This is a genomic window from Pseudomonas floridensis (assembly GCF_002087235.1).
Lineage (GTDB): Bacteria > Pseudomonadota > Gammaproteobacteria > Pseudomonadales > Pseudomonadaceae > Aquipseudomonas > Aquipseudomonas floridensis.
In genome coordinates, this window is sequence record NZ_MUIO01000022.1 from 1 (window position 1) to 13,149 (window position 13,149).

Consider the following 13,149-nt stretch of genomic DNA (forward strand, 5'->3'; position numbering starts at 1 on the left):
CCGAGAACACCGTCACCTTGTCTGCCGTGGGCGGGGTAAGTGGATAATAAGAGGTTGGTTTTGGGGCAACCCCATGCGGGGCGGGGGTCGCTCCCCCGCGGGCGGGGGGAAGGGACGACGCGACAAACAAGGCCCCGCCGCGGCCCCCGAGGCCCCCCCCCAAAACCCCCCAACCGCCGATATAGCTGTACAGGTCCAGAACCCGCTTGCCTTTCACGTATGGCGCCAGACGTGCGCGGTTCATGCGGTGGTCGTAGAACCAGCCAGTCTTCTGCCCGGCCATGACCGGTGCCTCGAACTGCACGCCGTTTTCTTCCAGTGCAACCCACTCGGGGACCAGGCCGAACACGGTTTCGACGTAACGGTTCAAGCCTTCGGCATCGCGGGCGGCCGAGTCGTTCTTGAACAGGATGCCGCTTGGCTTGAGCACCTGAACCAGTGCGGCGATGACATCGTCCTTGTGCTGTTCCATGGTGGCCGAGGCCAGTTGCACCACCAGAATGTCGCCGAAGCGATCCACCACCAGGCCTGGCAGCAGGTCCGAATCACCGTAGACCAAGCGATAGAACGGCTTGTCGAACAGGCGATCACGCAGCGAAAGCGCGACGTTCAGGCGATGCACCAGCAATGACTTGTCCAGCGGCAGCTTGATGTCGCGCGACAGCAGGCGGGCGCAGATCAGGTTATTGGGGCTCATCGCCACGATACCCAGTGGTTTGCCGCCGGCGGCTTCGAGAATGGCTTGATCGCCAGCCGCAAAACCGTGAAGTGGAGTGGCCGCTACATCAATTTCATTGCTGTAGACCCACAGGTGGCCGGCGCGCAGGCGACGGTCGGCGTTGGCTTTGAGGCGCAAGCTAGGCAGGGACATGACGTCGCTCCGGAAAAAAGAGCGGGATTATAGCGCGTCATCCCGGTTAAGCGCCGGGATGACGAGAATTAACACCATCGATTACGCCGACAGGGCCTCGATCAACTTGCTGTTGAAGGCCGGAATGTCGTCGGGCTGGCGGCTGCTGATGAGCTTGCCGTCAATGACCACTTCCTGATCTACCCAGTTTGCGCCAGCGTTGACCAGATCGTCCTTGAGGGTCTTGAAGCTGGTCAGTGTCTTGCCCTTGACCAGCCCTGCCGAAATCAACAGCCAGCCGCCGTGGCAAATCACGGCCAGCGGTTTGCCGGAAGCGCTGACGTCCTTGACGAGCTGCTGAGCATCGCTGTCGATGCGAATGGTGTCGGAGTTCTGCACGCCACCCGGCAGCACGACGCCGTCATAGTTGCTAGCGTTGGCAGACTTGAAGGTGCCGTCTACCTGAAAGTCGTCGGCGGGCTTGTCATGATTCCAGCCTTTGACCTGGCCGTCCTGGCTGGAAAGAATTTCCACAGTGGCACCGGCCTGTTCCAGGGCTTGCTTGGGACCGGTCAGTTCGACCTGTTCGAAACCGTCGGTTACAAGAATTGCGATGCGCTTGCCATTCAGTGCGTTGGACATGGGGTCCTCCAGTCGAGTGCTTTGAGGGCGGCGCATTGCCAGCCTTTGTGGGGCTGCAATGACGCCGTTAACACAGTGTCCGAAGCTGGGTGTGCGGCAAAGTTCCGAGAAAATGAGCAACGAAGGTGATGGACCGTTGCCTGAGGAGGGGGCAGAATCCAGCTATGCCTTCGAGTAAATACCTATGCACCCAGAGCTAACGTCCGAGCAGATCCAGCAAGCGTTGCAAGGCATCAGCGTGCCTCCGCAACCGCAGATCATGGTGGATCTGCAAATGGAACAGTACATGCCCGATCCGGATCTGGGCGTGATTGCGCGGCTGATTTCCCAGGATCCCGGGCTTTCCGGTGCCTTGTTGAAAATCGTCAATTCGCCGCATTACGGACTGTCCAACAAGATCGCTTCGATTCAGAAGGCGGTAAATCTGCTGGGCAGTCGCACCGTCATCAACCTGATCAACGCGCAGTCGATCAAGGGTGAGATGAGCGATGAAACCATCGTGACCCTCAACCGGTTCTGGGACACGGCTCAGGATGTCGCCATGACCAGCCTTACGCTGGCCAAGCGTATCGGCTCGCAAACCGTGGATGAGTCCTATGCGCTGGGCCTGTTTCACGATTGCGGCATTCCGCTGATGATCAAGCGTTTCCCGGATTACATGACGGTGCTGGAAAGTGCTTACGCCAACGCCGGTCCTGAATGCCGAGTGGTGGATACGGAGAATGAGGCGTTCGACACCAATCATTCGGTGGTCGGTTATTACACCGCCAAATCGTGGCGCTTGCCCGAACATGTCACCGAAGCCATCGCCAATCATCACAATGCGCTGGCGATCTTTCAGGATGATTCCAGTCGCAACGCGCAACTCAAGAACCTGCTGGCACCGTTGAAGATGGCTGAACATATTTGCCAGTCCTATCACGTGCTCGGCAATCAGGACGAAGATCACGAGTGGGAAGCCATCGGCGCGCTGGTGCTGGACTACGTGGGTCTGTCCGAATATGACTTTGAATACCTGAGGGAAAGCATTCGCGAGCTGGGTGCACGCTGACGCAGCGCGTCGCCCGCATCCCCTTTCCGCACGACCGAGTTATCCATGCCTGAACTACCTGAAGTCGAAACCACCCGGCGCGGCATTGCCCCCCACCTTGAAGGGCAACGCGTCAGTCGTGTGATTGTGCGCGACAGCCGCCTGCGCTGGCCCATTCCCGAAGACCTCGATATCCGCCTGTCTGGGCAGCGTATCGTGCAGGTCAATCGTCGCGCGAAGTACCTGTTGATCGAGGCCGAAGTCGGCACGCTCATCAGCCACCTGGGCATGTCGGGCAATCTGCGTCTGGTCGAAGCCGGACTGCCCGCGCTCAAGCATGAGCATGTGGATATCGAGCTGGAGTCGGGACTGGCGTTGCGTTACACCGATCCAAGGCGTTTCGGCGCGATGCTCTGGAGTCTTGATCCACATGCGCATGAACTGCTGATTCGCCTCGGCCCAGAGCCGCTGACGGACTTGTTCGACGGCGAGCGGCTTTACGAGCGGTCCCGAGGCAAGTCGATTGCGGTAAAGCCTTTCATTATGGACAACGCGGTGGTCGTTGGCGTGGGCAATATCTACGCGACCGAAGCGCTATTCGCTGCAGGCATCGATCCGCGCCGTGAAGCCAAGAGTATTTCCCGAGCGCGCTATCTGAAGCTGGCCATCGAGATCAAACGTATTCTGACCTATGCCATCGAGCGTGGCGGCACAACGCTTCGCGACTTCATCGGTGGCGATGGCAAGCCCGGTTATTTTCAACAGGAATTATTCGTCTACGGACGCGGCGACCAGCCGTGCAAGGTGTGCGGCACTGCATTGCGCGAGATCAAACTGGGCCAGCGTGCCAGCGTGTACTGTCCCAAGTGCCAGCGCTGAGGCGGGGGAGCAGGGTTTTGAAACATCAGGGCCACTTGCTTAACCCCCATCGCTGTTTATAGTGATGGGCATTACCTCACGCCACGCCTGAAGGACCACGCTATGAGCCCGTTTCGTATTCTCGCTGCCATGCTGGCGCTGTTGTTGGGTTTGCAGGCTGCGCCTGTCATTGCAGCGGACATTCCCGCAGGCAGCGGCGATCCGGTCTACACCATCCAGAACCCGCCCGTGTTTGCCATGGTTGGCGATCTGCTGATTGCCCGGCCTCTGCTGATTGCGGCAACCGTCATCGGCACGGGTCTATTCGTGATCGCCGCTCCCTTCGCCGCAGCAGGCGGCAATTTCAAGGCAACCGCCAAGGCGCTGGTGGTCGACCCGGGCAAGTCGGCTTTCGTGCGGTGTCTGGGGTGTACGGGTGACGGTTACGGCAAGCAGGAATAAGGCAAGCCGGTATCAGGCCTTGCTGGTAATGATCCGGTACTTGTCCATCAGCTGTTCCTTGCTTTCGACGTGATTTTCATCCAGCGGGATGCAGTCCACAGGGCAGACCTGCTGACATTGTGGCTCGTCGTAATGCCCTACGCATTCGGTGCACAGGTTCGGATTGATCACGTAGATCTCCTCGCCTTGTGAAATCGCCTCGTTCGGGCACTCGGGTTCGCAGACGTCGCAGTTGATGCAATCGTCGGTGATGATAAGGGACATGAAATGCTCCTGCCGCGGCCGACGCCGGGGCATATGAAAACCAATGCGGCGAATTGTGCCGCATTAGGCCTCGGCTTGCACCTGCACGTTCCAGTGTTGTATCAGCGCTTGAAGCGCTCAGTCAGCGCCTGAGCGACCGCCGGATGCACGAACTTGCTGATATCGCCGCCTAACGCCGCAATCTCGCGCACCAACGTCGAGGAAATGAACGAATAACGTTCCGAAGGCGTTAGAAACAGACTCTCGACGTCCGGTGCCAACTGACGGTTCATGTTGGCCAGTTGAAACTCGTATTCGAAGTCCGACACCGCACGCAGGCCGCGCAGAAACACATTGGCGTTCTGCTCCTTGGCGAAATGCGCGAGCAGTGTGGAGAAGCCCACGACTTCCACATTGGGCAAGTGCTTGGTGACCTCGCGGGCCAGCTCGACACGCTGTTCCAGAGGAAACAGAGGGTTTTTCTTCGGGCTGGCGGCAACGGCAATGACCACTTGGTCGAACAGGCGCGAGGCTCGCTCGACCAGATCTCCATGGCCCTTGGTTATAGGGTCGAAGGTGCCTGGGTACAACACTCGGTTCATCGCGTCGTCCTGGTCGGAGTCCGTTGTGGGACTCGGATGGTATCGCAGCCTTATCGATGGGCCAAGCCACGGAACAGGCATTGGAGGTCATATTGCGCCGATTATCGGCCATCTTTCGCCCAAAATCCCGTGTTTACAGGGCTGCCGATCACTTTGAAAAATGGTGTGATCAACGCAAAAAGAGTTTATAGACCCAGCGCTGGATCGCACGGCCGTATGGCGGATAAATCAGACGTGCTGCGTTGAAGCGCTGTTTGATGAACACCGCTCTGGCATGGCTGAAGGTCATGAAGCCTTCGCGTCCGTGATAATGCCCCATGCCCGAGGCACCGACACCGCCGAACGGCAGATCGTCCTGAGCCGCATGCATCAGCGTGTCATTGAGCGATACGCCGCCGGAATGAGTGCGCTCCAGCACGCGTTGCTGTTCGGCCTTGTCATAACCGAAGTAATACAGCGCCAGCGGGCGAGGGCGCTGGTTGACGTAGGCATATGCGTCCTCGATCCGCTGATAAGGCACCACGGGCAGCAATGGCCCGAAGATCTCGTCCTGCATGACCAGCATGTCGTCGCTGACATTGAGCAGCACGCTGAACGGCATTCGTCGTTCCTGACCATGCTCATACAGCGGTATCACGGTCGCGCCTCTGCTGATGGCGTCGTCCTGGTAGCGGGTCAGCCGGGCGAATTGACGCTCATTGATAATTGCGGTGTAGTCCGGGTTATCAGCCAGTATGGGATAAAGCCGTCTGACCGCCTGCTTATAGGCATCGACGAACCCGGCCAGCCGATCTTGCGGTACCAAGACGTAATCGGGCGCAATGCAGGTCTGGCCGGCGTTCAGCGTCTTGCCGAATGCGATGCGTTCAGCGGCGTCTGTCAGAGGCACGTCTCTGGACACGATGGCCGGTGACTTGCCGCCCAATTCCAGGGTGAGCGGCGTCAGGTTTTCCGCTGCCGCACGCATTACATGTTTGCCGATACTCGTCGCGCCGGTGAAGAGCAGGTGGTTGAACGGTAAACGCGAGAAGGCCATGCCGACCTCGGCTTCACCCAGCACGACTGTGACCAGATCTTCCGGGAACGTCTGGGCGAACAGGCGCTTGAGCAGCGCGCCGGTGGTCGGTGTCGATTCACTGAGCTTGAGCATCACCCGATTACCCGCCGCCAGCGCGCCGGTCAGCGGACCGATGGCCAGAAAAAGCGGGTAGTTCCACGGCACGATGATGCCAATCACGCCCAGCGGCTGATAGACGACCTTGGCCGATGCCGGCTGAAAGACCACGCCGACGCGACGTGAAGAGGGTTTCATCCAGCGTTTCAGGTGCTTGCGCGCATCGCGGATACCCAACAGGCTCGGCAGCAACTCTGCCAGCAGCGTTTCATCCGCACTGCGATGGCCGAAATCCTGATCGATGGCATCAATCAGCGCCTGGCGGTTGTCGCTGATCAGACAGCCCAGATGCTTGAGCCACTGCAGACGTTGCGCCGCGCACGGCATGGGATTGCCGACAAAGGCCGCCTGCTGCGCGGCAAAAGCGGCCTTGATGGACTGCAGCGCCTGTTCGTCCTGATGACCGTCGTGTTCCGCCAGCATGAAGTCGTCCGATGAATGAAAGGGTGAGCTGTGTGTAGAGTTATTGCTCTATAAAGTCAACATCAGACACCACCACCCGTCTCCCTCGGGCGTGTCCTGTGTCCGCAGATGATGTGCTTGCGCTACTATCGCCCGCATCCCATCAGTATTCGAGCGGTTCAGGCAAGCATGGCACCACGCACCAAAACCCGTGAACGTATCGTGCAAGTCAGCCTGGAGCTGTTCAATCAGCAGGGCGAGCGCAATATCACGACCAATCACATTGCAGCTCACATGGGCATCTCGCCGGGCAATCTCTACTATCACTTCCCCAACAAGCAGGCGATCATCGCCGAGTTGTTCGGTGAGTACGAAGCGCTAGTGAAGAGCTTTTTGATCCCCACGCAGCATCGGCTACCGACCATCGAAGACAAGCGCGATTTTTTTCTGGCGATAATCGACGGTATGTGGCGCTATCGTTTTCTGCACCGCGATCTGGAGCATCTGCTCAGCGCCGATCCCGAATTGGCTGCGCGCTATCGGGTGTTTTCCCAGCGTTGTCTGGTTCAGGCGATGGCGATTTACCGGGGATTCATCGACGCGGGCATTCTGCAGATGAATGAATCGCAGATCGAGTGGACCAGCCTCAATACTTGGATCGTCCTCACATCCTGGGTGCGTTTTCTGTGCACCGCGCGCGAAAATTCCGAGCAGTTGAACGAAGACGCGATTCGACGTGGCGTGTATCAAGTGCTTATGCTCGAATCAGGTTTCATCGCGCCACAGGCTCGGCAAGCGTTCGACGCCCTGTGTCAGGCGTTTCATGCGCCCCTGCACAAGGTGCTGATATGACGGCAGCGCGAAGCGCCTGATTCCAAGGTTTTCTGTTACAGGAGAATGTCCATGTCCATTGCGCAACTGATCGGCCCTGAACAGCTGGCGGCACGTCAGCAAAAACCGGGGCTGGTAATTTTCGATTGCAGGTTTTCTCTGGAAGACCCTGATTACGGGCAACGCAGTTATGCACAGGGGCACATCGAGGGTGCGTGGTTCGCCGACTTGAATCGTGACCTGAGCGGGCCAGTCGTCAAAGGCAAGACCGGTCGCCATCCGTTGCCGGATTCCGGAACGCTGGTGGAGCGCCTTCAGGCATGGGGCGTCAGCAATGACAGCGATATCGTACTGTATGACGACGGTCCCGGCATATATGCCGCGCGCGCCTGGTGGCTGCTGGCTTGGCTGGGCAAGCGAGAGGGCGTGTACCTGCTCGACGGTGGTCTGAAAGCCTGGCATGCGGCGGGTTTGCCACTGAGTCTGGATGCGCCGGGCAGCGAGCGGGGGGATTTCAGTGGTGAGCCAGACATGTCGCTGGTGCTCAGCGCGAGCCGTCTGCACGGGCGCCTCGGTCGTCCGGAAATGACCTTGATCGACGCGCGCGCCGAGGCGCGTTTTCGAGGGGAGGTCGAGCCTATCGACCCGGTTGCCGGGCACATTCCCGGCGCCCAGTGTGCGGCGTTCAACGAGAATCTTGGCCCGGACGGACGTTTTCTGCCGCCCGAGCAGCTCAAGCTGCGCTTTGCCGAAAAATTGCAGGGCCGTCCGCCGGAAAACCTGGTCGCTTATTGCGGCTCGGGCGTCACTGCCTGCCACAACCTGTTCGCGCTGTGCCTGGCCGGTTATCCGCTGGGCACGCTATATGCCGGGTCGTGGAGCGAATGGATCACCGATCCTGCGCGTGAGATCGCCACGGGCGCAGGATGATCCTGCGTCAGTTCACGTAAGGATTGTCGCGTTCGTGGGCAATGCTGAGCCACAAAGGAATGCGTCGCTCCAGGTAATAGCCGGGATTGCGCAGCGAACCGTCGACGAAGCCGACATGCCCGCCTTTGGCCTGCAGCTCGAATTCGGTGCAGGCCGATAATTCCTGTGGCTCTGGCAGGCTGTGCGCGAACACGAAAGGGTCGTCGACGGACTGGATGATCAGCGTCGGCGTCTGAATCTGGCCCAGGTAATAGCGGCTCGAGGCCTTGCGGTAATAATCCTCGGCATCGGTAAAGCCGTGCAGCGGTGCCGTCACGCGGCCATCGAAGTCCCAGAACGTACGCATGTTTTCCAGCGAGCCCAGCGCCGCGAGTTCAGCCAGACCTTCACTGATGCCTTCGTTCTGAAAGCGGTTCTGCTTGTCGCGAATGTAGGCCAGCATCTCGCGCATGAAGTGACGCTGATAGACCTTGGAGAATCCCTGGCCGATACGGTTGGCGCATTCGTCCAGCCGGAACGGCACGGAAACGGCCACTGCGCCCAGTAACTGACTGTCGGTGCCTGATTCGCCCAGATACTTGAGCAGCACGTTGCCGCCCAGCGAGTAACCTACCGCATACAGCGGCGCGAGCGGACGCAGCGACCGCAGATGCGCGATGACCTCGGCCAGATCTTCGCTCGCGCCGGAGTGGTAACTGCGCGACAGCAGATTCGGCCCCCCCGAACAACCCCGCCAGTTCAGCGCCACACTGGCCCAGCCCTGCGCCGCCAGTGCTTTCTGCAGGCCTGCGACATAAGGTGAGTTCGACGACCCCGTCAGACCGTGCAGTACCAGCACCAGCGGTGCATCGACCTGATGCGGGCCATGCCAGTCCATGTCGAGAAAATCACCGTCCTCCAGCCACATCCGTTCACGCGTGCGCGCCAGCAGCGTTCGCTTGCGCCATAACGGCCCCCACAATGTCTGCAAGTGTGGGTTGCCCAGGCCGGACGCCGGAACGAAAGGGGATACATGAAAAACCGGGGTGTGGCTGGTAGGCACAGTCTTGCTCATCGATGAATTGAGTGGCTGACAGCTCGTACGTTGCCACTAAGTGGAACGGGATGTAAGAGGGTTTGGGTCGAGCGGTTGGATGATAGCGCCTTGGAATGATGTGAGATTAGCCTGTCACACGTCGCAGTGCGCCTGAATGCCGCAGCCACTGGCGGGCGCTGCTGATGCTTGCTCGCTGATGTGCGGTCGCCAGATCCGGGCTTACCTTTTCAGGCAGAGTCGCCCGGATCCGGGATTGAATATGTCCACAGAGACCTGCGTTGTCATCACATTGATGACGACGCAGGAAAACCCTTATCCCCGCTGCCATAGCGCGTAATAGACCTGACCGGCCTTTTTCTCGCGATGCAGCCGCCAGGAGCCTGGCAGGCCGGTGGTGGAAGGGGGCGTTTCGCTTTCGGTGTAGATCCAGGCGTGGTCGGCCAGCCAGCCGCGGGTTTCCAGCAGGTTGCAGGCCGAGGCCAGCAGACCCTGATGAAACGGCGGATCGAGAAACACCACGTCGAACGGCGTCGCGACGGCGGTTTCCAGATGGCGCAGTGAGTCAGTCTGGGAAACCTGGCCTGAGGTGCACTTCAGTGCGTTCAGGTTCTGACGCAGGCTGGCGATGGCGGTGGCATTGCTGTCCAGCGCCAGGCCCATACTGGCGCCGCGTGAAAGCGCCTCGAAATACAGCGCGCCGCTGCCGGTGAACACGTCCAGTACTCTGGCGCCTGCGATATGAGGCGCCAGCCAGTTGAACAGAGTTTCACGCACGCGATCAGGCGTCGGGCGCAGGCCGGGAGCGTCTGGGAAGGTCAGTTTGCGACTGCCCCATTCGCCACCGATGATACGAAGCTGACCCAGGCCGTTATGGCCCTTCGGACGTGGATTGGCCATCAGTGCTCCGGAACCCCTGCTGGTTGACGAACGGGTTTGTCGGTCGGTGCGGGCAACTCTTTCTGCGGCACGGTCGGGCCGACGGTGACGATGACCATCTTGTCGACATTCAGGTGCTTGCTGATCGCTGTCTTGACCTGCTCGACCGTCACGCTCTGGGCGGCCGTCATGTAGTCCTCGAGGTAGGTCAGTGGCAGATTGTAGAAACCGATGGCGCCCAACTGGCCGACGATGGCGGAGTTGCTGGCAGCGGTCAGCGGAAAACTGCCGGTCAGTTCGCGCTTCACATCGTCCAGTTCCTTCTGGGTCGGGCCATTGGCAACGAAATCGCGCACGATGTCCTGTACCAGCTTCAGGGTGTTTTCACCCATTTCGGCGCGGGTTTGCAGATTGATCATGAACGGTCCCGGAACCTGCATGGCTGTGAAGCCGGACGATACGCCATAGGTCAGGCCGCGCTTTTCGCGCACTTCGGTCATCAGACGGCTGCCGAAGCCGCCACCGCCCAAGACAGAGTTGCCCACCGTCAGCGCCGCGTAGTCGGGGTCGTTACGGGCAACGCCCAACTGCGCCAGCATCAGCAGCGTCTGGTTGGAGGCGAACTCGATGTGTGTCGTGCCTGCTTTCGGCTCGACCGGCTCGGCGACCTTCGCCAGTGCCGGACCTTTAGGCAGCGACGCCGATACCTGTGCCGCAACGGCTTGCGCCTCGTCTTTCGACATATCGCCGACCAGCGCGATCACCGCATTGCCAGCGGCATAACCTTTGGCATGAAACGCCTTGAGCTGAGCCAGCGTGATGGCGTTGATGCTCTTGGTGTCGCCGTCGCTCGGATGGGCGTAAGGATGGTCGCCGTACAGCTTCTTGAACAGCTCTTTGCTGCCGATCGTGCCGGGGTTCTGCTTCTGGTACTCGAAGCTGGAGATCAACTGGTTCTTGATGCGGGCCAGTGAGTCGGCTGGAAAGGTAGGCTTGCCAACGACTTCGCCGAACAGCTTCAGGGCTGGATCGCGTTTGTCGGGCGCGCTCAGCGTGCGCAGCGAGGTCACTGCCATGTCGCGGTAGGAGCCGTTTTCGAACTCTGCCCCCAAGCCTTCGAAACCTTGGGCGATGGCGCTGACGTCCTTGCCCTTGATGCCTTCGTTGAGCATGGCATTGGTCAGCAGGGCGATGCCGGGTGTCTTGTCATCCTGGCTGCTGCCTGCGGCGAAGATCAGGCGCATGTCGATCATTGGCAGCTCGCGGGACTCGACGAACAGCACCTTGGCGCCTTCAGCGGTGTTCCAGGTCTGAATATTCAGCGCGCGGCGAGCCGGTGCCTTGCCGTCCAGTTCCTTGAGGGTCTGCAGGTTGCCGCCCAACGGCTGTGCAGCGGTTTCATCCGCGAAGGCCGACTGGGCGATGAATGCACCGGCCAGGATCAGGCCAAGCAGCGCATGACGTGGAGCGTTGCGCTTGATCATTTGGCTTTCTCCTCAGGCAGAACGTGCGCGATGCTGAGGCGCTCGCGAGTGAAATAGGTGTTGGCGGCTTTCTGGATGTCCTGTGGCGTTACGCTCTGCAGGGCTTCCAGTTCGCCGTCCATCAGTTTCCAGGACAGGCCGACGGTTTCCAGTTCGCCGATCGTGGTGGCTTGACTGGTGATCGAGTCGCGCTCGTAAACCACGCCTGCAATGACTTGTGCCCGAACACGCTCCAGTTCTTCGGCAGACGGCGCCTTGGTCTTCAGGTCGTTCAGCAAGCGCCAGATACCTGCTTCGGCATCGGCCAGGGTTTTCTTCTTTTGGGCGTTGGGAGTCGCGCTGATCAGGAACAGACTGTCGCCACGGGCAAATGCGTCGTAGCGGGACGAGGCTGCAGACACCACTTCTTCGCCGCGCTCCAGTCGCGCAGGAATACGAGCGCTGTAACCACCGTCCAGCAAGGCTGCGATCAGGCGCAGGGCATTGACCGAGCGTTGGTCTTCAGCCGTTGCCACGCTGGGCACGTTGAAGCCATAAAGCAGGCTGGGCAGTTGGGTTTTCAGGTGTAGGGTAATCTTGCGCTCGCCGGGTTCGGCCAGTTCCAGCGGCTTTTTCGATGGCGGTACGTCGCGACGAGGAATAGGGCCGAAGAAACGTTCCGCCAGCGCCTTGACCTCATCCGGCTGTACGTCACCGACCACCACCAACGTCGCGTTGTTCGGCGTGTACCAGGCTTCGTACCAGTGGCGCAGTTCTTCGACCTTCATGCGTTCCAGGTCTGCCATCCAGCCGATGGTAGGGGTGTGATAGCCGCTGGCGGGATAGGCCATCGCATTGAAGCGTTCCAGCGCCTTGCCCAGTGGCTTGTCGTCGGTGCGCATCCGGCGCTCTTCCTTGATGACTTCGATCTCGCGGGCGAACTCTTCAGGCGGCAGTTTCAGGGTCGCCATACGGTCGGCTTCCAGTTCCAGCGCCACGCTCAGGCGATCACGGGCCAGGACCTGGTAATAAGCGGTGTAGTCCGTGCTGGTGAATGCGTTTTCTTCAGCGCCCAGGTCACGCAGGATCAGCGAGGATTCACCGGGGCCGGTCTTGCTGCTGCCTTTGAACATCATGTGTTCGAGGGCGTGGGACAAACCAGTCTGGCCCGGCGTCTCGTAGCTCGAGCCGACCTTGTACCAGATCTGCGAAACCACCACCGGAGCACGGTGATCTTCGCGAACGATGACCTTGAGGCCATTGTCGAGGGTGAATTCGTGAGTGGGTTGCGGATCGGCGGCCAATGCTGTCAGCGGCAAACAGATTGTGCAGAGCAGCAGGCCTGCAGCGCGGCGGGCTAAGACATTCATTCGTAGTTTGAACCTGTAGGGCGGCCTGCGTGAACTTGGCGTCGGCAGGCGCGGGGGTAGTAGGATACTGGTCCGTTCGCATGAGAAACAGTCTTCACTGGCCAAATGCGAGTGAAACCTGTTTGACGCGAAGCTGGACGATAACCGTAGAAGGGGCTGTCCCGTGAGCAGGCAGCCCGGAATGCAGCCTTTTTTGCATGTCAGAATTTTTCAGAATTCTCCTGTTTGACGCCCGGCAATCTTGAGATAGCCGTCCTTTATGCCTTGTTCCAGCGATGATTGAAAACTTGCGAATGCGGATGAGGGGAGAAAGGCCGGTGGCGGTTTTCCATCAGATTGCTGGTGCAGGTCGGCAACCTGATGGAAGCGAGGGGCCAGAA

The 13,149-nt window shown here is 59.8% G+C and carries 14 protein-coding genes; 5 read left to right on the top strand and 9 right to left on the bottom strand.

Features of this window, described 5'->3' with window-relative positions; all coding sequences use genetic code 11:
- Positions 1-871 (bottom strand): class I SAM-dependent rRNA methyltransferase (locus BZK31_RS08235; RefSeq protein WP_244182651.1); only part of this gene is annotated, 871 nt, incomplete at its 3' end.
- Between the two features lie 81 nt (positions 872-952).
- Entirely contained in the window at positions 953-1,492 is a 540-nt protein-coding gene (locus tag BZK31_RS08240) for a type 1 glutamine amidotransferase domain-containing protein (protein ID WP_083182250.1), read from the bottom strand.
- A gap of 238 nt (positions 1,493-1,730) precedes the next feature.
- On the opposite strand from BZK31_RS08240, the gene BZK31_RS08245 reads away from it, so the two are divergent.
- From BZK31_RS08245 to BZK31_RS08255, 3 genes are all read left to right on the top strand, one after another.
- Entirely contained in the window at positions 1,731-2,543 is an 813-nt protein-coding gene (locus BZK31_RS08245) for an HDOD domain-containing protein (RefSeq protein ID WP_167377888.1), read from the top strand.
- Between the two features lie 45 nt (positions 2,544-2,588).
- Positions 2,589-3,401, top strand: coding sequence for a bifunctional DNA-formamidopyrimidine glycosylase/DNA-(apurinic or apyrimidinic site) lyase (mutM, locus tag BZK31_RS08250; RefSeq protein WP_083182252.1), 813 nt, complete (start codon positions 2,589-2,591; stop codon positions 3,399-3,401).
- Positions 3,402-3,503: 102 nt separating this feature from the next.
- Positions 3,504-3,842, top strand: a complete 339-nt coding sequence (locus tag BZK31_RS08255) for a multidrug transporter (protein WP_083182253.1) — start codon at positions 3,504-3,506, stop codon at positions 3,840-3,842.
- A gap of 12 nt (positions 3,843-3,854) precedes the next feature.
- Here BZK31_RS08255 and BZK31_RS08260 read toward each other — a convergent pair whose 3' ends face one another.
- The 3 genes from BZK31_RS08260 to BZK31_RS08270 form a co-directional block, all read right to left on the bottom strand.
- The gene (locus tag BZK31_RS08260) at positions 3,855-4,106 is read right to left on the bottom strand and encodes a YfhL family 4Fe-4S dicluster ferredoxin (protein WP_003316325.1); all 252 of its coding nucleotides are present in this window, start codon (positions 4,104-4,106) and stop codon (positions 3,855-3,857) included.
- A 101-nt stretch (positions 4,107-4,207) separates the two neighbouring features.
- Positions 4,208-4,687, bottom strand: a complete 480-nt coding sequence (gene coaD, locus BZK31_RS08265) for a pantetheine-phosphate adenylyltransferase (protein WP_083182254.1) — start codon at positions 4,685-4,687, stop codon at positions 4,208-4,210.
- Between the two features lie 169 nt (positions 4,688-4,856).
- The gene (locus tag BZK31_RS08270; protein ID WP_083182255.1) at positions 4,857-6,284 is read right to left on the bottom strand and encodes a coniferyl aldehyde dehydrogenase; all 1,428 of its coding nucleotides are present in this window, start codon (positions 6,282-6,284) and stop codon (positions 4,857-4,859) included.
- A 168-nt stretch (positions 6,285-6,452) separates the two neighbouring features.
- Between BZK31_RS08270 and BZK31_RS08275 the strand changes: the two genes are divergently transcribed.
- Together BZK31_RS08275 and BZK31_RS08280 are read left to right on the top strand one after the other, a co-directional pair.
- Positions 6,453-7,115, top strand: coding sequence for a TetR/AcrR family transcriptional regulator (locus BZK31_RS08275; protein WP_083182290.1), 663 nt, complete (start codon positions 6,453-6,455; stop codon positions 7,113-7,115).
- Between the two features lie 51 nt (positions 7,116-7,166).
- Positions 7,167-8,024: a sulfurtransferase gene (locus BZK31_RS08280; protein WP_083182256.1), complete on the top strand. Its 858-nt coding sequence runs from the start codon at positions 7,167-7,169 to the stop codon at positions 8,022-8,024.
- 7 nt (positions 8,025-8,031) lie between these two features.
- Here the strand turns inward: BZK31_RS08280 and BZK31_RS08285 are convergent, their stop codons facing one another.
- The 4 genes from BZK31_RS08285 to BZK31_RS08300 form a co-directional block, all read right to left on the bottom strand.
- Positions 8,032-9,078 carry a hydrolase gene (locus tag BZK31_RS08285; protein WP_167377884.1) on the bottom strand — a complete coding sequence of 349 codons (1,047 nt, stop codon included), beginning with the start codon at positions 9,076-9,078 and terminating at the stop codon, positions 8,032-8,034.
- 294 nt (positions 9,079-9,372) lie between these two features.
- Positions 9,373-9,957, bottom strand: a complete 585-nt coding sequence (gene rsmD, locus BZK31_RS08290) for a 16S rRNA (guanine(966)-N(2))-methyltransferase RsmD (protein ID WP_083182257.1) — start codon at positions 9,955-9,957, stop codon at positions 9,373-9,375.
- Positions 9,957-11,420 (bottom strand): M16 family metallopeptidase, encoded by a 1,464-nt coding sequence (locus BZK31_RS08295; protein ID WP_083182258.1) that lies wholly within the window; start codon positions 11,418-11,420, stop codon positions 9,957-9,959. The genes rsmD and BZK31_RS08295 overlap by 1 nt, the downstream gene beginning before the upstream one ends.
- Entirely contained in the window at positions 11,417-12,769 is a 1,353-nt protein-coding gene (locus BZK31_RS08300) for a M16 family metallopeptidase (protein WP_083182259.1), read from the bottom strand. The genes BZK31_RS08295 and BZK31_RS08300 overlap by 4 nt, the downstream gene beginning before the upstream one ends.
- Positions 12,770-13,149: the final 380 nt, after the last annotated feature.

What these genes read in the sequence shown, in the direction of transcription:
- BZK31_RS08240 (WP_083182250.1), bottom strand. Translation starts at nt 1,492, where the DNA reads ATGTCCAACGCACTGAATGGCAAGCGCATCGCAATTCTTGTAACCGAC.
- mutM (WP_083182252.1), top strand. Translation starts at nt 2,589, where the DNA reads ATGCCTGAACTACCTGAAGTCGAAACCACCCGGCGCGGCATTGCCCCC.
- BZK31_RS08255 (WP_083182253.1), top strand. Translation starts at nt 3,504, where the DNA reads ATGAGCCCGTTTCGTATTCTCGCTGCCATGCTGGCGCTGTTGTTGGGT.
- BZK31_RS08260 (WP_003316325.1), bottom strand. Translation starts at nt 4,106, where the DNA reads ATGTCCCTTATCATCACCGACGATTGCATCAACTGCGACGTCTGCGAA.
- coaD (WP_083182254.1), bottom strand. Translation starts at nt 4,687, where the DNA reads ATGAACCGAGTGTTGTACCCAGGCACCTTCGACCCTATAACCAAGGGC.
- BZK31_RS08270 (WP_083182255.1), bottom strand. Translation starts at nt 6,284, where the DNA reads ATGCTGGCGGAACACGACGGTCATCAGGACGAACAGGCGCTGCAGTCC.
- BZK31_RS08275 (WP_083182290.1), top strand. Translation starts at nt 6,453, where the DNA reads ATGGCACCACGCACCAAAACCCGTGAACGTATCGTGCAAGTCAGCCTG.
- BZK31_RS08280 (WP_083182256.1), top strand. Translation starts at nt 7,167, where the DNA reads ATGTCCATTGCGCAACTGATCGGCCCTGAACAGCTGGCGGCACGTCAG.
- BZK31_RS08285 (WP_167377884.1), bottom strand. Translation starts at nt 9,078, where the DNA reads ATGAGCAAGACTGTGCCTACCAGCCACACCCCGGTTTTTCATGTATCC.
- rsmD (WP_083182257.1), bottom strand. Translation starts at nt 9,957, where the DNA reads ATGGCCAATCCACGTCCGAAGGGCCATAACGGCCTGGGTCAGCTTCGT.
- BZK31_RS08295 (WP_083182258.1), bottom strand. Translation starts at nt 11,420, where the DNA reads ATGATCAAGCGCAACGCTCCACGTCATGCGCTGCTTGGCCTGATCCTG.
- BZK31_RS08300 (WP_083182259.1), bottom strand. Translation starts at nt 12,769, where the DNA reads ATGAATGTCTTAGCCCGCCGCGCTGCAGGCCTGCTGCTCTGCACAATC.